A 24,285-nucleotide genomic window follows, 5' to 3' on the forward strand; every position below is an offset into this window, starting at 1 on the left:
ATTAATATACGCTACAAAGTCTAGTCAAAGGCTTTGTAGCGTATTTCAAATTATAGGTTCAGTGCCCGATACATAAATGCCACGAATTGTGCTCTTGTCACTGGTTCATTGGGTTTGAAGTTACCATTATCGCCTAATGCTATACCAGAATCGGCGAGTGCGGATATATAGTCATAGCTCCAATGCGTGGCAGGAACATCGTGGAATGTACTTGTTCCTCCAGGTGTTAAACCAAATGCAAGTACGAGAATCTTTGCCATTTGAGCACGTGTCATCGGTGCGTTTGGATTAAATGCACCGTTTGATCCATCTACGATACCAGCTTGTTGGAGTTTCGTTATAGAATCATAGTATGGATGGTTTTGGGGTACATCACTAAATGGCATAGCTTCACGTTTAGTTGTTAGCTCAAATGCACGTGCCAACATAACTGCAATATGTTGTCGTTTTATTGATTCATTTGGTCGGAACGTGCCATCTGGATAACCAGTGATAATACTACGGCCTGCAATGTCCTCAATCATATCCCTTGCCCAACTGTTAGAAATATCAGTGAAGCGGTAAGTTGGTGTCATTTTTTCAGGTTGTTCAGGTTCTTCAGGTTCTTCAAGTGTTGGGACAGGTTGTTCCGTTTTTGGTGGTTCAACTGGTATTGGTCTTAGATCTGGCTCAGGAATCGGAATATAACCACCACCAGTAGTACTGTTCATAATCCATTTTGCGTACAAAATTATCCGTTCCGTTACGACATCTTTTGTAAAATCCCAAGCATTTGTAAAAGCTGCATCTTTGTACCATCCTCCGAATGTATAACCCTCTTTTATAGTTACTGGTTCTTTTAAAGTTGTGTTATACAAAACACTTTGATCGGTTACAATACTTCCACCGTTTGATTCGAAGGATACCGTATAGCTATTAGCTGATGGTGGAGTAGATGTTGTGAACGATAGAGCTTTGACGTTTTGCATAAGGTTACTCTTTTGATCTTCCGTTACTAAATAAATAGTGTATTTCGTTGATTTTTGCAGTCCTGACAGGCTAATTTTTTCTTCTTTATTGCCTGCCGTAGCAATACTTCCTTGCAGGTTGGCAGAGAGTAAATTTCCTGATGCATCTGTTCCTGCCTTAACCTGTGTAGCAGTTGGAGCTGTTCCGTTAGAGAGAGCCGTGTAGTAGACATGACCTGGTTCATTTGTTTTTAGAAGCAAATCAGCAGTAGTCTCTCCGATTATCCCTAACCTAGGATAATTTTGTATAAAGTAAGGTGCGGTCTGATCCACTTCCACCTGAATACTTTGTGCCTGCTCCACGTTACCCGCATTGTCTTCGCTCCAAGCCTTTAATACAAAAGTTCCATCTGTTTGAAAGTCAACAATATTCCCAGTTTCTACATTACCATTATCTATCTGGTAGAAAGTCTCCTTCACTCCAGACAGGGTGTCAGTTGCAGTTAGTGTTAGCCTCGTAGTTCCGTTTGACAAAAGGACAGGCGGTGCTATTGTCGTCACTGGTGCAGTGCGATCAATCTTAATCCCACTCACCGTTGCATTTGTGCTGTTTCCAGCATTATCGCTCACGCTTGTCGTCACAAATAAATTGTCACCTTCTCCAGTAATACGATTATTGTTCGGTGAAGTAGATGGATCAATTCCTGAAAGTGCATCAGAGACTGTCCAGCCTATAATTACATCCCCATTGTACCAACCAGCAGAGTTAGGGGGTATTGTTGCCTCTCCAATTATGGTTGGAGGTGAACGATCAATTTTAATTCTTACAGTTTCAGTCGCACTATTTCCGGCCTTGTCTTTCACAGTTCCCGTCACTTGTAGACTGTCACCTTCAGCGGTTAGAATTTGATCACTAGGTATTGTCATAGGATCAATTCCAGAAGCACTATCATTTACAGTCCAGCGTACAGTTACATCACTGTTGTTCCATCCGGTTGCGTTTGGTTGAGGTGTAATTGTGCCCGTAATTGTAGGTGCTATCGTATCCTTTACGACATTGACTGTATATGTTTTCTTTTCGGTACAATCTCCTTTTATAACAGTGAAATCAATATTGTTTAGCCCCTCATTCACGGATATCGTATAAGGGATTCCGCTGATTCCTGAACTTCCGTTAATCTCCAAATATGAATCTGCGGGGGTCTCTAATGTTGGTGTCAGCGTAAAAGAAGATGCACTTGGAAGAGTGATGACTAAATACTTTAAGTTGTCTGGATCCCTTTCTGAACGGAGTACATTGTCATTCAGAATTAAGCTGCTTAAATTGGTTGTAGCCCTGCTAGGATCTCCTTTACTCATATAGAGTCTTAACCTCATGTTTTCTTGATTGCTGATCTGGCGTACAGCATCCTTTTCTACATAAAAGATACCGTCCATATATTCTTTTGTTGATACAGACAGCATGGTTACGAGATTGTTTCCACTAACCTGATAGACTTTGACTGCATATTTCTGTCCAGCGACAAGCGAAACAGATGCTGGAAAATTCATTGTTCTCCACCCAGTCCCTTGTATCATACTTTTTGACTGTGCGATGACCGTTCCAGGCGATAGATCACCTGCGGACAGAGATAATAAATCGACCCATACTTCACTTCCCGCAAGGTCATGCTGCAAATAAATATCCAGGGCGGTTAAATTAGTCGTATATTTGGCTGTAAAGGTCTGAGTTAGGCTATCAAAATAACCCAGATTAAGGCTGCTATAATTTGAATTTGATTGATCACCAATGGTTACACATGGTTGTGTAGATGCAGATACATTTGTAATAGGCCCAGATATTAGCATGAATAAAAGTATTGTCGATGCTAACAACGATGTCATAATTTGCTTGATTGGTTTCATTTTTTCCTCCTTCTTTTGTCAAGGTTTTGTAAGTGATACGGAATCCCGAAAATAGATTGCGTCAATAGAAAATTTTTTCGACATTTTCCAAACAGCTAAGGAAGTTGTAAAATCGATTGTCTACTACTATAGGGGAGAAAGGTTAAAATTAGGTTAAATAAATAGTAAATTAAAAATAAGTTGAAGGGTATATTGTAATGGGTACTCATAAAAAATAAGCCTACTCTTATAAAAAAAGAGCGGCTTGAAAGTAAGCTACATTAAAACTTTAGATGGAGAAATCTTCAGGGATAAAGACTTTTAGTTGCTTTGGTTTTACATATACTTGATCACCGATTTTAAGTTCTAGGGAAAGAAATTGTTCTTTTGATAATTCGGCTTCTAGAAATTCACCGATATCCTCACGGCGTAACTCAATTTGTACGATTGGACCAAGCAAATGAATATGACTTATTTTGACAGGTACTGTACCTGTAACAGCGGTTTTTTCAATTTGAATATCATGTGGACGAACGTAGCCTATAGCATCATCCTGAGTGTGCGCATGTGAGTCAGGTACATCAATAGCAAATTCACCATGTGTTAATTTACCATTATGTAAGCGTCCTTTGAAAATATTTACATTACCTAAAAAATCGTAAACAAATGGGCTTTTAGGGTTTGTATAAACCTCATCTGGACTACCAATTTGCTCGATTTGACCATTGTTCATCACAACGATGCGATCCGCTACATCCAGTGCCTCCTCTTGATCATGTGTAACAAATATACTTGTAATGTGGAAATCATCATGAAGTTTTCGTAACCATCTGCGTAGCTCTTTTCTCACTTTAGCATCAAGTGCACCAAAAGGCTCATCTAATAAAAGCACCTTTGGCTCCACAGCAAGTGCTCTAGCTAGTGCCACACGCTGACGTTGCCCTCCTGAGAGCTGTGTTGGAAAACGCTCAGCGAAATTTTCTAGTTTAACAAGTCGTAATAGCTCCATCACTTTGTCTTTAATTTCTGATTTGGAGGGCCTTGTTTTACGAGGACGTACTTTAAGACCATAGGCAACATTATCAAATACAGTCATATGTCGAAAAAGGGCATAATGCTGGAATACAAAGCCTACATTTCGTTCCTTTGGATGACGGTCTGTAATCGCTTGGTCGTCAAATAAGATTTCACCGACATCAGAGGTTTCCAGACCAGCAATTACACGTAGTAAAGAGGTTTTCCCTGAACCAGATGGGCCAAGAAGGGCAATGAGTTCACCAGATTGAATATGGAGGGAAATATCCTGTAAAGCTTGAAAGGAACCGAAATTTTTTGAAACGTTTTTTATTTGAATGCTCATAGTGGCAATGTCTCCTTTAAACAGATTTTGATTTCCAAGCTATAATATCTTTCACAATAAGTGTAATGATGGCAATAACACTCATAAGCGAAGCAACGGCAAAGGCTGCTGCAAATTGATATTCATTATATAAAATTTCAATATGAAGGGGCATTGTATTTGTCATACCTCGTATATGACCCGAAACAACAGAAACAGCACCAAATTCACCGATTGCTCGAGCATTACAAAGAATAAGCCCGTATAATAAGCCCCATTTAATATTTGGTAATGTCACATGCCAAAATGTTTTAAAGCCGCTTGCTCCTAGTGATATGGAAGCCTCCTCCTCAGAGGTCCCTTGTGTTTGCATAAGAGGAATGAGTTCCCTTGCAACAAAGGGCAATGTAACAAAAATGGTAGCAAGAACAATCCCAGGAAGCGCAAAAACAATTTTAATATCATTTTCAAAGAGCCAATCGCCAAATAGACCCTGTGAACCAAATAACAAGATAAATATTAAGCCCGCAATAACAGGGGATACAGCAAAAGGAAGGTCGACAATTGTTAGTAATAAATTTTTCCCTTTAAAATTAAATTTTGTTAGCGCCCAGGCAGCCATAATACCAAAAATTGCGTTTAATGGAACGGCAATCACAACAACTGTTAAAGTTAACTTGATAGCCGCTAAGGCATCTGGATGTGTAATAGCTGCCATATACACGTCTACACCTTTTTGAAAGGCAGTGATGAAAATAGATACTAGTGGCAAAACAATAAAAAATCCTAAAAAAACTAGCGCAATAAATGTCAATGTATAACGGACAAAGCGAGGTTCTTGTAAGGCTGAAGACTTTGCTAGGGCTTTATTTTTTTCAGGAGCAGCTTGTTGAATAACTGTAGATTGATCCATATATCCCTCCTACTGTACAAAGCGACGATTTGCTAGCCATTGTATGATATTTATGCTGAATAATAGTATGAACGATGTAATGAGCATGACTAATGCAATGGCTGTAGCACCAGCATAATCATATTGTTCTAACTTTGTCATAATAATTAATGGTGTAATTTCGGTTTTCATCGGCATATTTCCAGCGATAAAAACAACGGAACCGTACTCTCCTAGTGCTCGTGCAAAAGCTAGTGAAAAGCCTGTCAAAATGGCAGGAGCCAGCTCTGGTAAAATGACTTTTCCGAAGGTTTGTAAGCGTGTTGCACCAAGACTTGCAGAGGCCTCCTCGACCTCTGCGCTAATATTCTGTAAAACAGGTTGCACTGTACGTACGACAAACGGCAGCCCGATAAACGTTAGGGCGATAATAATACCAAGCGGTGTAAATGCAATTTTGAAGCTGAAGAATTGACCTATCCAGCCATTGGGTGCATAAAGTGACGTTAAGGCTATTCCTGCTACAGCAGTTGGTAATGCGAACGGTAAATCAACAAGCCCATCAATGATGCGTTTAAAGGGAAATTGGTAACGCACAAGCACCCAAGCAATGATTGTGCCAAAAACGACATTCAATAAACCAGCAGCGAGCGCTGTGCTGAAGCTTACTTTATAAGAAGCAACAGCCCTAGGAGCGGTCACAATATCAACAAACTCTGCCCAGCTTAAGGACAGTGTATGAATAAGAATCATAGAAAGTGGCAATAAAACTAGCAAGCTAACATAGAGCATGGTGTAACCAAGTGAAAGATGAAAGCCTGGAATGATGCGACGTTTTTTATTAACCGTTAAACTTGTCATAACTGGACTCCTTATTGAGGTACATAAATTTCGTCAAATGTACCATCATCTTTAAAATGTTTTGCTTGTGCTTCAGCCCAGCCTCCAAAATCATCGATGGAAACAAGCTCAAGTTGTGGGAATTGGTCTTGATATTTTGCTAGAATTTCTTCATTACGTGGTCGATAGTAGTTTTTTGCAGCAATTTCTTGCCCAGCATCACTATATAAATGCTTTAGATAAGCTTCTGCTACTTCGCGTGTTCCTTTTTTATCAACTATCTTGTCAACAATTGCTACAGGAGGCTCTGCTAAAATACTTAAAGAAGGTGTGACAATTTCAAATTCATCATCTCCTAGTTCATTAAGGGATAAATAGGCTTCATTCTCCCATGCAATTAGAACATCTCCAATTTCACGCTCAACAAAGGTTGTTGTAGCGCCACGAGCACCTGAATCTAACACCTCCACATTGCTATATAAAGTATTCATAAATTCTTTTATTTTTGTTTCATCGTTGTTATATAATTTCTCTGCATAGGACCAAGCTGCTAAATAATTCCAACGAGCACCACCAGACGTTTTTGGGTTTGGCGTAATAACGGATACATCTTTCTTAATTAAGTCATTCCAGTCCTTAATGCCCTTTGGATTGCCCTTGCGTACTAAAAAGACAATAGTAGATGTATAAGGAGTGGAATTGTTTTCAAATTCCGTTTGCCAATCATTGTTTAGTAAATCCCGAGCCTGTGCAATCTCATCAATATCGTAGGCTAAGGCTAAGGTAACAACATCAGCCTCTAGTCCATCAATAACAGCTCGCCCTTGCTTTCCAGAACCACCATGAGATTGCTTAATAGTCACCTCCTGACCTGTTTCATCCTTCCATTTCTTTATAAAATCTTGATTGAATTCATCGTATAGCTCTCGTGTAGGGTCATAGGATACATTAAATAATTCCACAGATTTTTTGGTATCTGAAGCACCAGTATCACTATTAGATGATTTAGTTCCACAGCCTGTTAAGGTCAATGTCAGCACTGATATAAGTGCTAATGATTGGAAAAGATGTTTTCTTTTTTTCATTAAAATCGCTCCTTTTTGATCTCAAAAAACGCAAAAGACCATCTCTTAGAACGGGAATATTTCGTTCTAAGTAGATGGCCTTCAGATCATCTGATCAGCATTTTTATTGGTTTGGTTCAAATCTTAGTTATACATTAAACATATATTTCCTATTAGTCAACAAGGAATTAAAAATATTGCTAATTTTTAAAAAAATAGTGGCTCTTCATCAAAATAGGTAGTTTGAACTTTCACAGGAATAGTGTGAAAAAAATCATTAAAACAGCTATGTTTACCATATATTGGACAAAAGTTAATAAGAATAATTTATTTTTTTGAAAAGCCTAGTTGACTGCTAGGTGTAATTTAGTATATATTTGGTAATAAGAAAAATGATTGTGAACAAGGTAGCAAATACTAGTAAACAATCATCATATAAGAGCTGGCTAGTCAAACTAGAGGCGTTTTAGCAATGAGGCATGTTATATCTATGTCTTTTGTTAGAGCGTCTTTTTTCGTTATAAGGGGGATAACATGTTAACATTTGCAACTTGGCATGAGCCAACATTGGATTTTAAGATTGATGAAACCTATAAGGCTGCGCTGGAGGTTTTACAGTGGAGTTATGCGGAGTATGGAGAGGATATCGTTTATGCTTGTAGCTTTGGAATTGAGGGAATTGTCTTAATCGATTTAATTTCAAAGGTGAAGCCTGACGCTACCATTATTTTTTTAGATACAGATGTTCATTTTAAAGAAACTTATGAAACTATCGATCGAGTGAAAGAGAAATATCCGCAGTTAAACATTATTATGCAAAAGCCAGCGCTTACGTTAGCACAGCAAGCAGCGCAATACGGTGAAGAGTTATGGAAGTCTAATCCAAATAAATGCTGTGAAATTCGAAAGATAACACCGTTACATCAATCATTAGCAGGTGCAAAAGCTTGGATTTCAGGTTTGCGTCGTGAACAATCGTCAACTCGTCAAAACACAAATTTTATCAATCTCGATGATAAATTTAAATCAATTAAAATTTGTCCACTCATTCATTGGACATGGAAGGACGTTTGGCGATATGTTTCAAAGCATAATTTGCCTTATAATCCTCTGCATGACACAGGTTATCCAAGCATTGGCTGTGAGCATTGCACAAAGCCAGCCTTTACGATGGATGATTTACGTTCAGGTAGATGGCAAGGATCTGGTAAAACTGAGTGTGGTTTACATGAATAAAGGAGCTTTGCCATGCTTGAATATGTTGCGATAGCGATTAGTCTATTTTTTGCATTAAATATAGGTGCTAGTGGAGCAGCGGCTTCAATGGGAGTTGCTTATGGTGCAGGGGCCATTCCAAAAGCCTGGCAAGCCTTGCTGATTTGCGCCATAGGTGTTTTTAGTGGAGCAGTACTTGGTGGTGGAGAGGTAGTTAAAACGATTAGCTCAGGCATTATGCCACAAGAGTACATCACTGTAAAGGTTGTTATTATTATTTTGATTTCTGCAACAAGCTCGCTCTTTCTGGCAAATCTTTTAGGTATCCCATTATCAACAAGTGAAGTAACGGTAGGAGCTGTTGTAGGTGTAGGGATAGCTTATAAGGTGCTTTATGTAAAATCATTGCTTGTCATCATGTCATTTTGGGTGATTGTTCCGATTATTGCATTTGTCATTGCATTAGTCTTTGGGAAGTGGCTGTATAAATTACGTATTAAGGGCTTGCTAAAGGATCGCCCGATATTAACGATTCTGCTTGTACTAGCTGGATTTTTTGAAGCATTTTCAGCGGGGATGAATAATGTAGCGAATGCAGTTGGACCACTAGTGGGTGCAGGGATGATGAGTGTGACAAGTGGAATCTGGCTTGGTGGGGCATTTGTAGCGCTTGGTGCCATTCTACTTGGAAAACGAGTACTCGAAACAAATGGGAAGAAGATTGTTCGTTTCGAGAAAACAGAAGGTATTTTAATTTCCAGCACAGGTGCATTACTTGTTGGTATTAGCTCTATTTTTGGGCTTCCAGTACCATTAACACAAGTAACTTCCTCTTCGATTATCGGCATGGGGATGGCGAAAAACGGAAAACAAATTTTGCATAAGCAAATTGTTAGAAAAATCATTCGAATTTGGATTGTATCCCCAATATTTTCGTTAGCCATTTCTTATTTTTTAGTGCAGCTATTCTTGGAGAAAGATCTCTACGCCATCGTTTTAATTGGAAGCATTATAGTTGGAACGCTAGGTGTCATAAGCTTAATGCGAACAATGCGAGAAGAGGAACGTTCCATATACGACTCTGGGGAGGGTATCTAAATAGGTGTGGCAAAAAGATGGGGGATCGATTGGAATGGAGGGTAGCTGATTAAAGATGAGTGGTACTTGATTACATAAGAGAGGAAGCTGATCAAAACAGAGTGGTGCCTGATCAAAATACGAGAAGCTGATCGAAACAGGGTGGTACCTGATCAAAAATCTGAGAAGCCGATCAAAACAGGGTGGTACCTGATCAAAAATCTGAGAAGCCGATCAAAACAGAGTGGTACCTGATCAAAAATACGAGAAGCCGATCAAAACAGGGTGGTACCTGATCAAAAATACAAGAAGCTGATCAAAACAGGGTGTGACCTGATCAAAAATCTGAGAAGCCGATCAAAACAGAGTGGTACCTGATTAAAAATACAAGAAGCCGATCAAAACAGGATGAGACCTGATCAAAAATACGAGAAGTCGATCAAAACAGAGTGGTACCTGATCAAAAATACAAGAAGCCGATCAAAACGGAGTGGTACCTGATCAAAAATACGAGAAGCCGATCAAAACGGAGTGGTACCTGATCAAAAATACAAGAAGCCGATCAAAACAGGGTGTGACCTGATCAAAAATACGAGAAGCCGATCAAAACAGAGTGGTACCTGATCAAAAATACAAGAAGCCGATCAAAACAGGGTGAGACCTGATCAAAAATACGAGAAGCTGATCAAAACAGAGTGGTGCCTGATCAAAAATACGAGAAGCTGATCAAAACGGAGTGGTACCTGATCAAAAATCTGAGAAGCCGATCAAAACAGGACGAAACCTGATCAAAATAACAGAAGCTTTATCAAATACCTAAATCACTACCCAATAAAACTATATAACATAGTATTTTTATAAAATTAGGAGGAGTTTTTTATGAGCTTACAACCACATGGCGGCCAATTAGTGCAAGCTTTTAATCCTGAGAAAGATGTGACGAATATAAATAAAGCAATAGAGCTTGATGTCATTTCTCTAAGTGATTTGGAGCTAATTGCAATAGGTGGTTACAGTCCAATTGAAGGATTTTTAATCAAGGAAGATTATGAATCTGTTGTGGAACATACACGTCTAGCATCTGGTGCGGTATGGAGTATTCCGATTACACTACCTGTAACAAAGGAAGTTGCAATAACTTTACAGCCTGGAGATGAGGCAAAGCTGGTTTATGCTAATGAAGTTTATGGTGTGATTGAGGTGGCTGATATTTATGAGCCCAATAAACGAAAAGAGGCGTTACTAGTATATGGCACAGAGGATATAGAGCATCCCGGTGTGAAGAAACTGCATGAACGCCCAAGTATTTATGTGGGTGGTAAAATTACATTAACTAAACGCATTGAACAAAAGTTTCCTGCGTATTCCTTTGATCCGATTGAGACGCGTCAGTTGTTTGCAGACAAAGGCTGGAAAACGATTGTCGGTTTCCAAACACGTAACCCTGTGCATCGAGCACATGAATATATTCAAAAGGCTGCATTAGAAACGATTGATGGACTATTTTTGAACCCACTTGTCGGGGAAACAAAATCAGACGATGTGTCAGCGGCAATTCGCATGGAAAGTTACGAAGTTTTACTGCAAAATTATTATCCAGAAAATCGTGTGCAATTGGGCGTGTTCCCAGCTGCCATGCGCTATGCAGGACCAAAAGAAGCCATCTTCCATGCACTTGTAAGGAAAAATTATGGCTGTACGCACTTTATCGTTGGGCGTGATCATGCAGGTGTTGGTGATTACTATGGCACATATGATGCACAAAAAATATTTGAACAATTTACGGAAGATGAATTAGGTATAGTTCCACTAAAATTTGAGCATAGCTTCTATTGCAACAATTGTGAGGGGATGGCAACAACTAAAACGTGTCCGCATGATAGTACAGCACATGTGATTTTATCGGGTACAAAGGTTCGTGAAATGCTACGTAATGGTGAAGTGCCACCAAATACGTTTAGTCGTAAAGAGGTAGTGGATGTTCTGATTAAAGGTATGCGTAAGGAGGTTTTAAAATGAGTTCCAATATTGTTTGGCATGAAGCTTCCATTACAAAAGAGGAGCGTCGCACACAAAACAAGCATCAAAGCTTTATTTTATGGTTCACGGGCTTATCTGCCTCTGGAAAATCTTCTGTAGCAAATGCCTTCGCACGTCGACTTTTTGACCGTGGTAATCAAGCCTTTGTCCTGGATGGTGATAATGTTCGTCATGGCTTGAATAAGGATTTAGGATTTGATGAAGCAGGGCGAAAGGAAAATATTCGACGCATTGGCGAAGTTTCGAAGCTCTTTGTGGAAAATGGTCAAATTGTTTTAACAGCTTTTATATCTCCGTATAGAGAGGATCGTCAAGTTGTACGAGCGCTCGTAGAGGAGGGAGAATTTATAGAAGTCTATGTGAGATGCTCTGTAGAAACATGTGAACAGCGTGATCCAAAGGGACTTTATAAGAAAGCACGCAATGCTGAAATCCCAAACTTTACAGGGATTAGTGCACCCTACGAAGAGCCGGATAATCCAGAAATTATTTTAGATACAGAACTCAACTCCATTGAAGTATGTGTAGACCAGCTTACTGACATTTTAACATCAAGAGGATATATTTAATTTTAAAGAATCTGCTTGCTTTTAAGAAGCAGATTTTTTTTATTAGGGTAAAATTATTTGTTGTGAGATGATAGATTTATCTTCATTCAGTAAGACTCCCACCTCTACATGCTATGCATGACCCACATCAAATACAGAGAATGGATATAGGAGGGAAGTACTTCTCCAAAAAGTGATGTCAGCTCGCTCCACATGGTATGATGAAAGAAATCCGCTATCTATGAGGGGAGAGGTATTTAGGATGGAACAAAATCGTATGAATCATTGGGCCTATCGGGATTTTCATGATTTGGGTATCTCTTGTGGCAGAACCATCAAACGATTTATTCGCTCCATGATCACACTTTCCGAAAAAATCAGTACATCTATTCAGTGTGTGTCCAAACACCTACTGAAATGGAGGAACTCATGCTAAAATCTTCACATCCTGTGAAAACGCCTGAGTGACCAACATAGTGTTGGCCTAAAGCCTCCGGCGGATGTCACGGATTTTTAGAAGGAATGAATTGTGCGGGCACAATTCAAAATCGGGACGCATTGTTTATCTGTGCGAAAGCGAAGCGACAGCAACAAATGTTTTCTGTAGCGAAAGCAAAGCGGCAGCTACAATTACGCCAAGGCGAAAAATGATTAAATGGTATAGGAGTTGTCTGAGGTGAACATACATATTCAGTTACTAACAAAGGATATTATAAATCAAAAAATAGTAAATGATATTTTGGAGCTATGGAATGAAAATGCGAAAGAAACGGCAGATTGTGAATTAGAGAAGAGTGATAGAGAGGGTATTCAAAATCAACTAGAACAATATTTACAATCACAATATGGGGCTATTTATATCGCAACTAATGAAAGCCATCAAATTATAGGCTTCGGGTTGGCTTCTATGAAAAAGGATTTAATGTATGATATGATCTTTGGTCAAATCGATGAAATCTATGTTTTACAAGCATATAGACGACAGAAGATTGCTAAACGTCTGGTAGATGAGTTGGTAAATTGGTTTGATGAAAAGCACGATACTTCTGTCATAAATGTTTATGTGGATTTAGAAAATAACCTAGCACTTGAATTTTGGGAAGGTATCGGTTTGGAGAGAGAGTTTTTTATGCTATCAAAGTGTTAAAAAAAGGCCAATTAAGTCTAGATGATTTCATTGGCCTGTCTTTTTATCTTCATTCAGCAAATGTTTTTAGTAGCAAAAGCAAAGTGGCAGCTACAATTACGCCAAGGCGAAATTGATCCTTATTTTATGCCTTGTTCCTTTTTCATACGTTCAATTTCTGGTCCAAGCTCATCGCGGACAGTGCCTTTCCATGGCTTGACACCAGCGATATACGAGGAGCGAGTCATAATATGACCTCCAACTGGTCCAGTGATAAATAAAAACAAAATACCTAGCAAAATACGGGGATTAAAGTGGTCCTCGATAAGCCAAAAGTGAAAGAATACGCCAATCAATATACACATGACACCTAATGTTGCACTCTTAGAGGCAGCGTGAGCCCGAGTGTACAAATCAGGTAAGCGAATAAGTCCAATGGCTGTCACGACAATAAATAGCACCCCAACAGAAATAAAAAAGATAACTAAACTATTAGCGAGAATTGTCACGTTTAATGATATCTCCTTTCTCTATAAATTTAGAGAAAGCTACTGTGCCGATAAACGATAAAATCGCTAACAATAATATAATCTCAAGGAAGAAGCTTGTCTCCACTAATATGGAAAATAGTCCAATTAACGAAATGAGTGACACACCTAATGAATCCAAAGCGACTACGCGGTCGGATGCAGAAGGTCCTTTAACCATTCGATAAATGACGGCTACCATTGATAAGCAAATCACTACAATCGCAGCCATAATAAACGTTGTCATGATTTACTCACCTCCAAAATCGCTTTCTCAAAGGAATCTCGAATCGCTGCAATTGCTTCATCAACATCACTGATATCGATGGCATGTACATATAAAGTTTTAGCATCATCTGATACATGAACAACTACTGTACCTGGTGTTAAGGTAATAAGACTTGATAATAGGGTAATTTCCCACTCTTGCTTTAGAACAGTAGGGTAAGCAAAGAATGCTGGCTGCATATCTAATTTAGGCTTTAAGACTACTTGAAGAACTTGTATATTTGCCAATACTAATTCCTTTAAAAACAGTAAAGTCAGTTTAATAATTGCCCAAATACGGTAGACATAGAGACGTGTTGCAAAAAATCTCCGCATCATAATAAGCAGAAGAATACCGAGAAGGAATCCTACAATAAAGCCCGTTACTGTGTAATTAGAAGAAAGGAACATCCAGACGAAGGCAAGTGCAAAATTTAAAATAATTTGAAATGCCATAGCTTTAATCCTCCTTCATAACAGCATCTATATATATAGATGGATCATGTAATAGTTCTGCCGCATCGTCCATAAATGGTGTTATCCACTCAGACCCCACACCATAGGCTACGGTAATAAGCACTAAAATAACAGTAGGCACAAATAGTGTCTGGTAGACTTTTTTATCGACCGTACCAGTCGTTGCTTTTTCTTCACCCCAGAAGGCATAAAGGAAAATACGAATCACAGACAATAATACGAGAAGTGAAGAAGCTAAAATAAAAATACTACTCCACATACTGCCTGCCTCAAAGCCTCCTTGTGCAATAAGAAGCTTTCCGACAAATCCACTAAGTGGTGGAATTCCTGCTAAGCCAAATGCAGCAATTAAATAAAACCAGCCAAGAGCAGGATATTTTTTCATAAGGCCACCCATTTTTCGTAAATCAGATGTACCCGTAATATAGATGACGATACCGATTAGCATAAAGAGAGCTGCCTTAATCAGCATATCATGCACTAAATAAAACATGGCCCCTTTTAAGGAAGCTTCGTTCATTTGAGAGACACCGAATAAAATAACGCCTACTGCAATCACGATGTTGTAAATGATAATAAGCTTAACATCAAAGTAGGCAAGTGCACCAATACAGCCGGCTGCTATGGTTGCAATAGCTAGTGCCATTAGTAAATCATGTGTATAGGATAAATCATGCACAAAGAACAGTGTATACGTGCGTGTAATGGCATAAATACCGACCTTTGTTAATAATGCCCCAAATAGTGTTAGCACGGGTATTGGCGCTGCCGCATAAGAGGTGGGCAGCCAGAAGTAGAGCGGGAAAATTGCCGCTTTTAAACCAAATACCATTAAAAACAGTACAGCTATAACCGTAACAATACCAGGCTGGTTGATTTCAGCTATTTTTACCGCAATATCTGCCATATTTAAGGTTCCAACTACAGAGTATAGGAAGGCCACTGTTATAACAAATAATGCTGAAGAAATCACATTGATTAAAATATATTTAATTGAGCCTTTAAGCTGTCCTTTTTCTCCTCCTAAAACGATTAGCAGGTACGAAGCCATTAACAATACCTCAAAGAATACGAAAAGGTTGAAAATATCACCTGTAGTAAATGCTCCGTTCACCCCAGTTAAAATAAACATAATTCCTGGATAGTAGAAGAAGCGCTCTCGCTCCTTTGTGATGGAACCAAAGCCATACCAAACTACAAAAAATGCAATCAACAGTGTTGTTGTAACAAGTAATACTGATACCATATCAGACACCATTGTAATGCCGAATGGTACAGGCCAGTTGCCAAATGTAACCTTTTGTATGCCGTCATTTTTAACCTTTATAAGAAGTGAAATGGCCGATATAAGGGCAATGCCTATACCAAGTAGTGAAAATGTTCGCTGATATTTTAGATTTTTTTGCCCAAACATTAAAATCATGCCAAAGAAGAAAGGAATGATAATGGGCAGTAGAAGGAAGTTATTCATCCTCATCACTTCCTTTCATTAAGCTAATATCATCTGTTTCAAGCTCCTGATAGGAACGATAGGCAAGTACAAGGAAGAATGCTGTTACCCCAAAGCTGATAACAATCGCTGTTAAAATGAGAGCCTGTGGTAATGGGTCTGCGAATGTTTTCGCTCCCTCATTTAATACAGGAGGTGCTTCTCCTCCAAGTCCGCCCATTGTTAAAATAAGTAGATGTGCACCGTGGCTTAAAAGGCCAGTTCCTATGATGATACGCAATAAGCTTTTGGATAAGATTAAATAAATCGCTGCCATAAACAGAAAGCCTATGACAAAGGCCATAATTATCTCCATTATTCATCCTCCCCAATTGTTTGAATAATGGTCATCGTAACGCCGACAACAACCAAATAGACACCACTATCAAAAAGCATAGCCGTGTGGAGTGACTGTTTGCCAAGAAGCGGTAAATTGAAATAATCAAAAAAATGTGTGAAAAATGGCTTGCCAACAAACATTGGGAAAGCAGCAGTTGCAAGGGCTAATAACAAGCCAATTGCTGTTAAATACGTATAATTAATGGGTAAAACATGGCGAACTGTATTTAAATCAAAGGCAAGTACTAGGAGTACGACGGCACTAGATGTTAGAAGTCCACCAACGAAACCTCCTCCTGGTGTATAATGACCAGCCAGAAAAATATGAATGGAAAAGAAGAAAATAATGAAGAATACAATTTTTGCTGTAAATTGTATAATGACATCATTTGTTTTCATGCGGTTTCTCCTTTCTATTCATACGTAACTTAATCATTGCTAAGATGGCCATGCCAGCAATACCTAGTACAGTAATTTCAAATAATGTATCGAAGCCTCGATAGTCTACTAAAATCACATTAACTATGTTACCACCGCCAGCTTTTGAATAAACTGTTTCCTCATAGTATTTAGAAATAGTTGGAATCAATTTTTGTGATTGTGCAGATAATGCTACAAGTGTGACCATTACACCAACTGCGATGGAAACTATCGCGCGGTTTAATTGGAATCTCATGCGTTCTTCGCGTTTCCCAAGCTTAGGGAGATGGTAAAATGCTAATAAAAATAATGCGACAGAAATCGTTTCAATAACAAGCTGTGTTAATGCTAAATCAGGAGCATTAAAAATAACAAAGAATAATGCCACTGTATAACCAACAGATCCAAGCCCAATAATGGCTGTTAGACGTGATTTTGCTAAAATTGTAATGGCTGTCCCAATGACTAAAACCACCACTAAGATAATCTCATACGAGCGAATAGGTGCCGTATTTTGGAAAGAGAATGTAAAGGCATTCTTTACAAATAAGGAGCCTATGACAATCGCTGCAATGCTGCTAAACATATAAAGTAAATAGTGCCGCATAGAACCTGTCATATAAAGTCGTGACACGCGATTTAAGCCCGCATCAAGACCAAGCATCATTTTGTCGTAGGCATTGTTTAACGTGAATACGTGTGGGAATCGTGTGTACATACCTTGCCATTTCGGTAATGCTACAAACAATAAAACACCAACAATGACGATACCAATTGTCATAAGTAATTCGGGTGTTATACGACCATGCCAAGCAGCTACATGAATGTCAATATCCTGTGGTGAGTCATATAGGAATGGCTGAATAGCTTGGACAGCTGGCTTGACAAAATTATCCCCGACAAAATTCGGAATAAAGAATATTGCTATGACTAATGTTGCTAAAATCATTGGCGAAATTAACATACCGATGGGAGCCTCATGTGGTTTCTGAGGCAATTTTTCTGGTGTAAATTTGCCAGTAAATGTTCGAAAGACAAAATAAAAGCTATAGATAAACGTAAATATACTAGCAATCCAAGCAATAATAGGGAAAAGTACCCCCCATGTATCAAAGCCGAAAAATTCGAAATTTTGAAGTGCCAGCATAGCGGTTAAAAACATTTCCTTACTTAAGAAACCATTAAATGGAGGTAGACCTGCCATTGATAAACTACCAATTGCCGCGACTGTAAAGCTAATTGGCATAATACTCATTAATCCGCCTAGTTTGCGAATATCACGTGTACCCGTTTCATGATCAATAATACCTGCTATCATGAATAAGCTTCCTTTAAAGGTTGCATGGTTTATAAGATGGAAGATAGCTGCGAAGGCTGCATATTTGATGCTATCTATTGCACCATTTGTGTGATAAGCTACCGCACTTGCACCGAGCAATGACATAATAAGCCCAAGCTGACTCACTGTTGAGAAAGCAAGAATTCCTTTTAAATCAGTTTGCTTGACTGCAAAGAAAGAACCCCAAAATAAAGTTAAGATACCTATACCTGTAACAAGCCACACCCAAAGCTCAGAAACAGCAAAAATCGGTGTAAAGCGAGCGACTAAATAAATACCTGCTTTTACCATTGTAGCGGAGTGGAGGTAGGCACTAACCGGTGTTGGCGCTTCCATTGCATCTGGTAGCCAAATGTAGAATGGGAATTGTGCGGATTTCGTAAATGCTCCTAAAAGTAATAAAACGAGTGACCAAGTGAATAATGGGTGATGCATTAAATCTGGTGCAAGGACAATCAGTTCACGAATTGAATATGTTCCGCCCATTAGGTAAAGAAGAATGAATCCTCCCAGCATCATTAAGCCGCCACCGACTGTAATCATCATTGACTTAAGTGCACCAAGACGAGATGCATCGCGAGTATACCAGTAGCCAATCAATAAAAATGATGAAATAGACGTTAATTCCCAGAAAAAGTACAAAGTAATTAAATGATCAGATTGTACTACACCTAGCATAGCGGTCATAAATAATAATAAGTAAACATAAAAATTATGTAATTTTTCTTTATGTTTATCTAAGTAAAAAATGGAGTAAAGCACGACCAATGAGCCGATTCCAGTAATTAGTAATGAAAATAGCAAGCTAAGTCCATCTAAATAAGAAGCGACGGAAATATCAAGTGATGGAATCCAAGGAAGCTCTGCATGAAATACTTCACCGTCTGCTACTTTTGCGATATAAGATGTGTATATGATCGCGAGTGTAGCAGGAACTGCAAGAACAAACCAGCCTGTGTGGATATTTTTAATGCTTTTATATAAAAAGGGCACTAATATCGCAGCAAGCATTGGTATGAAAATATAAAGTACTTGTAACAAAAAAATCCTCCTTTATGTAGGTAAGTGTGTCCATTATAGCGCACTTTTTGTAGGAATGCATATGTACGTATAGGTTTTGGCTTGCGATAATGGAATAATTTTGGCTATATTATAAATAGGAAGTTATCAATAAAAATAGAGGAAAAAAATTTTTTATGAGGAACCCTTATATTTATGGTTATCTGCCATTAATTACAATTTTATTGTTTAGTTTAACATTTGGAATGTATGCCGTAGGGGAATCTTTACAAATTTTCCAATCCATTGGCGTGTATTCTGGTATGCGGGAATTTTTATCAGATTTTGAGCTCCGTGTGTTTTTATTAATTGTTTTTGCAATGATTTTCTTTATGGTATTTTCAGCTTTAAAATTAGTGGGGGAAACTATTCACGAGTTAGGAATGTTATTTTTCTCTAAAGATCAGGATGGTGCGACAGTTAGTCAGGCTCGGGGCGGCTTTATTATTTTATTTGTTGGTGCAATATGTTCAGCCTTTGCAATTCAATTCATTTATGTGTTGGTAGGTATTTTTGTGCTAACTATTTTTATCTATTTTATCTACCTTATATATAAGATGAGCCATTTTATGTCGATGGGTGGAACAATTGGATTACTAGTTTTTGAGCTTTTTATGTGGACTATACTATTATCGCTTTTAGTTTATGTGATTTTAAAATTATATAATGGTATTTTGGCGAGTTTACCATTTGCTAGTTAAATTACATAATGACAAAGAGCAGTCCAAATAGTGAGAGACTTCACTATGGACTGCTCTTTTTCTTTTATTATTCCAGTAATACATTAAAAAGCTGATGGTGAATTTTATAGGCCTCTAAATTTTCCATAGATTGTGGCTTATCGAAGCCAAGCCACACAGCTGCTGTATGTTCTTCTGTTAAGCCAGCAAGCCAGTAGTCACGATAGTCATTCGTTGTCCCAGTCTTTGCTCCGGTATAGTTACTTGTACTATAAACACCTTGTCCTGTACCATTCGTAACAACATCTGCTAGCAGCGTACGCATATACTTTACTGTTTTTGGAGACCAAATTTGATGGCGCTCTGTATTCCAGCTATAAAGCTCAGTTCCATCAGCTGCTGTTACCTTACGTATACTGTGGGCAAGTACATAGGAACCGTCTATAAAGCTAGTATAGGCATCGGCTAGCTCAAGTGCTGTTACGCCATATGTTAATCCCCCTAATGCAGCAGCATAGTTCTGATCCTTTGCTATGATAGAGCGAAAATGAAAACGATCTAGGTAACTAAATGCTGTTTCAATGCCTACTGTCTGAAAGAGCCGTAGGGCAGATGTATTGTAGCTATGACGAAATGCTACCCGAATTGGCACATCACCGTACTTATAGCCCCCATAGTTTTGTGGACAAAATGATCCAACACAGTAGCTCCCACCATTAACGATGGAATCAGGCGTATGTGCGGTTGTTTCAAAGAACGGCGCATAGACAGCAAGTGGTTTAAAGGCTGAGCCTGGCTGCCGTGTACCTTGAAAGGCACGGTGATAATCAAATTTTTCGTAATTTTTCCCTGCATAAAGGCTAATAATTTCACGTGTACTATTATTTATGACTGCTCCTGCTGCCTGTAACTTACCAGAGCCTAATATGGCCGTCATCTTTTCTTCATCATGTGATTGCTTGCTTGGATTAAGGGCTGTATAGATTGTCAGTCCATTTTGGAATAAAGTATTGAGTCGATTGTCTAGCTGTGCTTTGATATTTTTCTTTTCTTCTTCATTCTGAGCATTGACAAGTCGCTCCGCATATCCTTCTTTTTCTGCCACTAACCATCTAAGCTCTTGTAGGACATATGTGCTATATGTAGGATACTGTTGAATTTTATTTTTTACATTCAATGTAATGGGTTCAGCCTTATAGGTAGCAGCATCTTCTAACGTTATAGCACCGCTCTCTGACAGCGTATCTAATAGCCGCTCCTGTCTTGCTTTGGTGTTGTCAAAATTTTTTAATGGGTTATACAATGATGGGTTATTTGGAATGGCTGAAATAAATGCCATCTCAGCAATAGAAAGTTCCTTGAGCGGCTTTTGAAAATAATAAGAAGCTGCACCGCCAATCCCATAAACCTGATTACTAAAATAGGATTCATTTAAATACATGGTTAAAATCGTATCTTTATCGAATTCTTTCTCAAGTTCATGTGCATAAAAAAGCTCTGTTAATTTTCGTTCATAAGTTTTTTCATCCGATAAATAGCGCATTCGAACAAGTTGTTGTGTGATAGTGCTCCCACCTTGTGAGGCTGAGTTTGTATTTGAATTCGCTACAACAGCTCGAATGATTGCACTGAAGTCAAAGCCAATATGATCATAAAAATGAGCATCCTCACTTGCTATAAAAATTTCCTGGGCAATTTGTGGAATTTCTTGTAAGGTTAGTGGCTGCCGCCATTCTACATACTCCTCACTAAAAATTTCTCCGTTTTGATCAATAAGTGTTACAGGAAGTTGTGCCTGTACTTCCGGTAAATGAATAGCGCTAGCAATTTGCTCTTCGTGTGCTTTTGCCGTATTAATTTCTGTTCTAATATTAGTGCTAACCCACCAAAGGACAGGTAAGGATAGAACTATGATAAAAAAACCAAAAGCCTTGTTCATGTGTGCCTCCACTTTAAATTATGAGTCACTCAACAGAATAACATAATTTGGATGGTTTCCAAATACGCGTTCGGACCTATTTACACTTTCCAAAAATTTGAAGGCTGTATTGATTTCTCTTACTAGATTCAGATAATAAATGATGGTAAAAGTGCAAAAATCGTCAATACTTTGGTGAAGAAAACCTGTAGGAAGTATGTTAGACTAAAATGAGGTCAGATATGATAAGCTACTATCATATTCAGCGAAACTGAAATTACATTTAAAGGAGAGACTCCAATGTTTCCACAATTAACATCAGAAGTACAAGCAGGCGAAGTACTTGTAGAAATGAAAACAACATTAGGTGCAGTTAAAATTAAGTTATTCCCAGAGCATGCACCAAAAACAGTTGAAAACTTCTTAGGCCATGCAAAATCAGGTTACTATAACGGCATTATTTTCCACCGTGTTATTCAAGATTTTATGATTCAAGGTGGCGACCCAACAGGTACTGGTATGGGTGGCGAATCTATATGGGGTAACTCTTTCGAGGATGAGTTCTCAGATCAAGTATTTAACCTTCGTGGTGCCCTTTCTATGGCAAATGCAGGTCCAAATACTAATGGTTCACAATTCTTTATCGTTCAAATGAAGCACCTTCCAAGTGATATGCTACGCCAATTACAAGGTGCAGGCTTCCCTGAGGAAATCATTGAAGCTTACGCAAAAAATGGTGGTACACCTTGGCTAGATCATAAGCATACAGTATTTGGTCATGTGGTTGAAGGAATGGATATTATTGACAAAATAGCAGAGGTTGAAAAAGATTTCCGTGACAAACCTCTAGAAGATGTGAAAATTGAGTCAATTACAGTTTTTGAATAATAATTGTAAGGACGTGTAAAGATGAAACCCTTAATGTATCAATTTTTATATTTCCCTGAAGATAAATCAGGCTATATTCCTGCTGCTTTTGAATTTTTAGTAATGCTAATCCTATGTATTGCTGTATTTATGATTTTTCGTAAAATTTCAAAAAAACAAGAATTAAAATCGAAGGAAATTGAAGCACGTATTCTTGCTGAGAAGAGCAAAACAAACAATCAGCAAAATATTTAAGGTAAGAATGCTAGATGCCTCGCAGCCATTCAGGACAGCGAGGCAATTTTTTATTTTCTTTTGTAGCGTCGCATTTGATGTCTAATTGACTTGATAGTAGTTACACAAACGAGTATTAGGGATAGACAAATACCACTAAGTGCCGTTATAAATGCTACCCATTCAAATATAGTATAGCTCCAAACACTGCCTAATCCATTAGAATCTCTCCACTCCTCAATCACTAAATTCATGCCATAAATACCTGATATAACAGTAAAAACTGTTAAGATAAATAGCAATTTATTACTTCTATTATCCGATTGATCCTCTTGCGTACGGTATAAGCTATCTAGTGTTGCCTTTGTCTCCGTATAATGCTCATTTATACGAAAATATTTCCGCAGCATTTGTGAAATTTCTCTGCCTTCGGTACGAACGATTACCTCTTCAAAATAATAACGTGCAGAAAACTTTGTAATTAATTCAATCAGCTCGTTAACAACTAATTTATCCTTGCCCCAACTGATTTCACTATATTCGTATGCAACCTTTAGAAGCATCATTTTATAAAAATAATGAGTAAACAGATTATAATAATGAGTACCCATAAATTCTTCTAAGTTGTGTTTGCTTTTTTCAAAAGACATATTACAAATAGTCATCTGGGCTTGTGCAGAGGTTACAATATAGCTGTGCGGAGCCCAGCGCTGATGTGTATGTTGCTTTACATATTCAGCAATATACTCAGGATTAGTACTAGAGATAAAAGGGGTGCCTTCGGGCGTTCTTCCATCTACTTGTCCCAGTCTAAATAAATGCTCATCTAAAATGTCTTGTCCCTCCTTACAAAGTAAATACCCTGATGAAAACATGCGTTCATCCTCAAAAAAAGGTAATCCTTCATACGTATTTTCTTGATGATGCAATAAATAAGGCTGTAAAAAGGGCATAAAATGCTTAAATAATAATTCACTGGTGGATGAAAAATCACCAAAAGAAAAATGATGGCTGGCTCCCTTTTCCTCTCTTAGCTTTGCTTCAAGTACTCTAAAATAATGAATGAAATTAATAACATCACTAATATCTTGTGTGTGCTCTGTCATACTTACTCGAACTGTAACGATTCCGTTACCAAAAGGGCATAATGTAACATCTAAACTAATGATTTCGTAACCGAAACGGCTATCCTTGTGTTGTAAAAAACCCTTTGTATGGTAGGCCTTTGAAAATCGAAGAAAATCTTGACTATTCAATTTTTCTGGAAATAGTTTATCCTCAAGAAAGGGATAGAAAAATTGAGCGAGCTCTTCATGTTTAACTGAAATGGAATGACCATAAAATGCATTTTCTAAGGAAGTATTGTTTAATGAAAAAAAGGAATATCCCTCATTTTTAAGGACATTGCTAAGCTGAGAACGATTTTTCATTTGATAAGCAAATGGAAATAAAAAGGTCATATATGCTCGTTCTATTGCTAATGGCACTAACTTCATGAAAATCACCTCAAACAAATTTAATAACATTCCTGTGAGAGAAGGATAGAAGGAGCTAACAAACCTTTCCACCAATTTGAATTTCTAAACATAAAAAGGATATCTCAAATTGGAGATATCCTTCCATGTTGTTGAAATACTATTATGTCAATGAAATCAAGGTGACAATTTAAAAAGTATAGCCCTTTTTCAAAACGAGGG

General features: G+C 38.1%; 23 protein-coding genes. 9 read left to right on the forward strand and 14 right to left on the reverse strand.

What is annotated here, in order from left to right; translation table 11 throughout:
* Window positions 1–50: 50 nt before the first annotated feature.
* The 5 genes from AC1RNS_RS15200 to AC1RNS_RS15220 all read right to left on the reverse strand — a co-directional run bounded on the left by AC1RNS_RS15200 (window position 51) and on the right by AC1RNS_RS15220 (window position 6,987).
* Window positions 51–2,852: an S-layer homology domain-containing protein gene (locus AC1RNS_RS15200; protein WP_492993805.1), complete on the reverse strand. Its 2,802-nt coding sequence runs from the start codon at window positions 2,850–2,852 to the stop codon at window positions 51–53.
* 268 nt (window positions 2,853–3,120) lie between these two features.
* Window positions 3,121–4,191 (reverse strand): sulfate/molybdate ABC transporter ATP-binding protein, encoded by a 1,071-nt coding sequence (locus AC1RNS_RS15205; RefSeq protein WP_492993806.1) that lies wholly within the window; start codon window positions 4,189–4,191, stop codon window positions 3,121–3,123.
* A gap of 16 nt (window positions 4,192–4,207) precedes the next feature.
* Window positions 4,208–5,083, reverse strand: coding sequence for a sulfate ABC transporter permease subunit CysW (gene cysW / locus AC1RNS_RS15210; protein ID WP_492993807.1), 876 nt, complete (start codon window positions 5,081–5,083; stop codon window positions 4,208–4,210).
* 9 nt (window positions 5,084–5,092) lie between these two features.
* Entirely contained in the window at window positions 5,093–5,923 is an 831-nt protein-coding gene (gene cysT, locus AC1RNS_RS15215; RefSeq protein WP_286924312.1) for a sulfate ABC transporter permease subunit CysT, read from the reverse strand.
* Window positions 5,924–5,934: 11 nt separating this feature from the next.
* On the reverse strand, window positions 5,935–6,987 hold the full coding sequence (locus tag AC1RNS_RS15220; protein ID WP_492993808.1) for a sulfate ABC transporter substrate-binding protein: 1,053 nt from the start codon (window positions 6,985–6,987) through the stop codon (window positions 5,935–5,937).
* Between the two features lie 513 nt (window positions 6,988–7,500).
* On the opposite strand from AC1RNS_RS15220, the gene AC1RNS_RS15225 reads away from it, so the two are divergent.
* The 6 genes from AC1RNS_RS15225 to AC1RNS_RS15250 all read left to right on the forward strand — a co-directional run bounded on the left by AC1RNS_RS15225 (window position 7,501) and on the right by AC1RNS_RS15250 (window position 12,993).
* Window positions 7,501–8,202: a phosphoadenylyl-sulfate reductase gene (locus AC1RNS_RS15225; protein WP_492993810.1), complete on the forward strand. Its 702-nt coding sequence runs from the start codon at window positions 7,501–7,503 to the stop codon at window positions 8,200–8,202.
* Window positions 8,203–8,214: 12 nt separating this feature from the next.
* Window positions 8,215–9,279, forward strand: coding sequence for a sulfate permease (gene cysP / locus AC1RNS_RS15230; protein ID WP_492993812.1), 1,065 nt, complete (start codon window positions 8,215–8,217; stop codon window positions 9,277–9,279).
* Window positions 9,280–10,137: 858 nt separating this feature from the next.
* Window positions 10,138–11,277: a sulfate adenylyltransferase gene (gene sat, locus AC1RNS_RS15235; RefSeq protein WP_492993814.1), complete on the forward strand. Its 1,140-nt coding sequence runs from the start codon at window positions 10,138–10,140 to the stop codon at window positions 11,275–11,277.
* Entirely contained in the window at window positions 11,274–11,867 is a 594-nt protein-coding gene (gene cysC / locus AC1RNS_RS15240; RefSeq protein ID WP_492993816.1) for an adenylyl-sulfate kinase, read from the forward strand. The genes sat and cysC overlap by 4 nt, the downstream gene beginning before the upstream one ends.
* 501 nt (window positions 11,868–12,368) lie before the next feature.
* Window positions 12,369–12,497 carry a hypothetical protein gene (locus AC1RNS_RS15245; RefSeq protein ID WP_492993817.1) on the forward strand — a complete coding sequence of 43 codons (129 nt, stop codon included), beginning with the start codon at window positions 12,369–12,371 and terminating at the stop codon, window positions 12,495–12,497.
* A gap of 25 nt (window positions 12,498–12,522) precedes the next feature.
* A complete protein-coding gene (locus AC1RNS_RS15250; protein ID WP_492993818.1) occupies window positions 12,523–12,993 on the forward strand; it encodes a GNAT family N-acetyltransferase in 471 nt (156 codons plus the stop codon).
* Between the two features lie 119 nt (window positions 12,994–13,112).
* On the opposite strand, the gene mnhG is transcribed toward AC1RNS_RS15250, so the two are convergent.
* Genes mnhG through AC1RNS_RS15285 form a run of 7 tightly spaced genes read right to left on the reverse strand, consistent with a single transcriptional unit; the run spans window position 13,113 to window position 18,871 of the window.
* Window positions 13,113–13,481, reverse strand: coding sequence for a monovalent cation/H(+) antiporter subunit G (mnhG, locus tag AC1RNS_RS15255; RefSeq protein WP_286924689.1), 369 nt, complete (start codon window positions 13,479–13,481; stop codon window positions 13,113–13,115).
* A complete protein-coding gene (locus AC1RNS_RS15260; RefSeq protein ID WP_492993819.1) occupies window positions 13,465–13,746 on the reverse strand; it encodes a Na(+)/H(+) antiporter subunit F1 in 282 nt (93 codons plus the stop codon). Before AC1RNS_RS15260 ends, mnhG begins: the two co-directional genes overlap by 17 nt.
* Window positions 13,743–14,222 carry a Na+/H+ antiporter subunit E gene (locus tag AC1RNS_RS15265; RefSeq protein WP_492993821.1) on the reverse strand — a complete coding sequence of 160 codons (480 nt, stop codon included), beginning with the start codon at window positions 14,220–14,222 and terminating at the stop codon, window positions 13,743–13,745. The genes AC1RNS_RS15260 and AC1RNS_RS15265 overlap by 4 nt, the downstream gene beginning before the upstream one ends.
* A 4-nt stretch (window positions 14,223–14,226) precedes the next feature.
* Window positions 14,227–15,714, reverse strand: a complete 1,488-nt coding sequence (locus AC1RNS_RS15270) for a Na+/H+ antiporter subunit D (RefSeq protein WP_492993822.1) — start codon at window positions 15,712–15,714, stop codon at window positions 14,227–14,229.
* The gene (locus tag AC1RNS_RS15275; protein WP_492993823.1) at window positions 15,707–16,048 is read right to left on the reverse strand and encodes a Na(+)/H(+) antiporter subunit C; all 342 of its coding nucleotides are present in this window, start codon (window positions 16,046–16,048) and stop codon (window positions 15,707–15,709) included. The genes AC1RNS_RS15270 and AC1RNS_RS15275 overlap by 8 nt, the downstream gene beginning before the upstream one ends.
* Window positions 16,048–16,470, reverse strand: coding sequence for a Na(+)/H(+) antiporter subunit B (locus tag AC1RNS_RS15280; protein ID WP_492993825.1), 423 nt, complete (start codon window positions 16,468–16,470; stop codon window positions 16,048–16,050). The genes AC1RNS_RS15275 and AC1RNS_RS15280 overlap by 1 nt, the downstream gene beginning before the upstream one ends.
* Entirely contained in the window at window positions 16,457–18,871 is a 2,415-nt protein-coding gene (locus AC1RNS_RS15285) for a Na+/H+ antiporter subunit A (protein ID WP_492993826.1), read from the reverse strand. The genes AC1RNS_RS15280 and AC1RNS_RS15285 overlap by 14 nt, the downstream gene beginning before the upstream one ends.
* A 155-nt stretch (window positions 18,872–19,026) precedes the next feature.
* Between AC1RNS_RS15285 and AC1RNS_RS15290 the strand changes: the two genes are divergently transcribed.
* On the forward strand, window positions 19,027–19,590 hold the full coding sequence (locus tag AC1RNS_RS15290) for a DUF5366 family protein (protein WP_492993828.1): 564 nt from the start codon (window positions 19,027–19,029) through the stop codon (window positions 19,588–19,590).
* A 67-nt stretch (window positions 19,591–19,657) separates the two neighbouring features.
* Here the strand turns inward: AC1RNS_RS15290 and AC1RNS_RS15295 are convergent, their stop codons facing one another.
* Window positions 19,658–21,508, reverse strand: a complete 1,851-nt coding sequence (locus tag AC1RNS_RS15295) for a transglycosylase domain-containing protein (protein WP_492993829.1) — start codon at window positions 21,506–21,508, stop codon at window positions 19,658–19,660.
* A gap of 279 nt (window positions 21,509–21,787) precedes the next feature.
* Between AC1RNS_RS15295 and AC1RNS_RS15300 the strand changes: the two genes are divergently transcribed.
* Together AC1RNS_RS15300 and AC1RNS_RS15305 are read left to right on the forward strand one after the other, a co-directional pair.
* The gene (locus AC1RNS_RS15300; RefSeq protein WP_492993831.1) at window positions 21,788–22,375 is read left to right on the forward strand and encodes a peptidylprolyl isomerase; all 588 of its coding nucleotides are present in this window, start codon (window positions 21,788–21,790) and stop codon (window positions 22,373–22,375) included.
* A 21-nt stretch (window positions 22,376–22,396) separates the two neighbouring features.
* A complete protein-coding gene (locus tag AC1RNS_RS15305) occupies window positions 22,397–22,609 on the forward strand; it encodes a hypothetical protein (RefSeq protein ID WP_492993833.1) in 213 nt (70 codons plus the stop codon).
* A 50-nt stretch (window positions 22,610–22,659) separates the two neighbouring features.
* Here the strand turns inward: AC1RNS_RS15305 and AC1RNS_RS15310 are convergent, their stop codons facing one another.
* On the reverse strand, window positions 22,660–24,084 hold the full coding sequence (locus tag AC1RNS_RS15310; RefSeq protein ID WP_492993835.1) for a hypothetical protein: 1,425 nt from the start codon (window positions 24,082–24,084) through the stop codon (window positions 22,660–22,662).
* Window positions 24,085–24,285 lie beyond the last annotated feature (201 nt).

It is taken from the genome of Lysinibacillus sp. GW821-FHT14F06 (assembly GCF_058803665.1).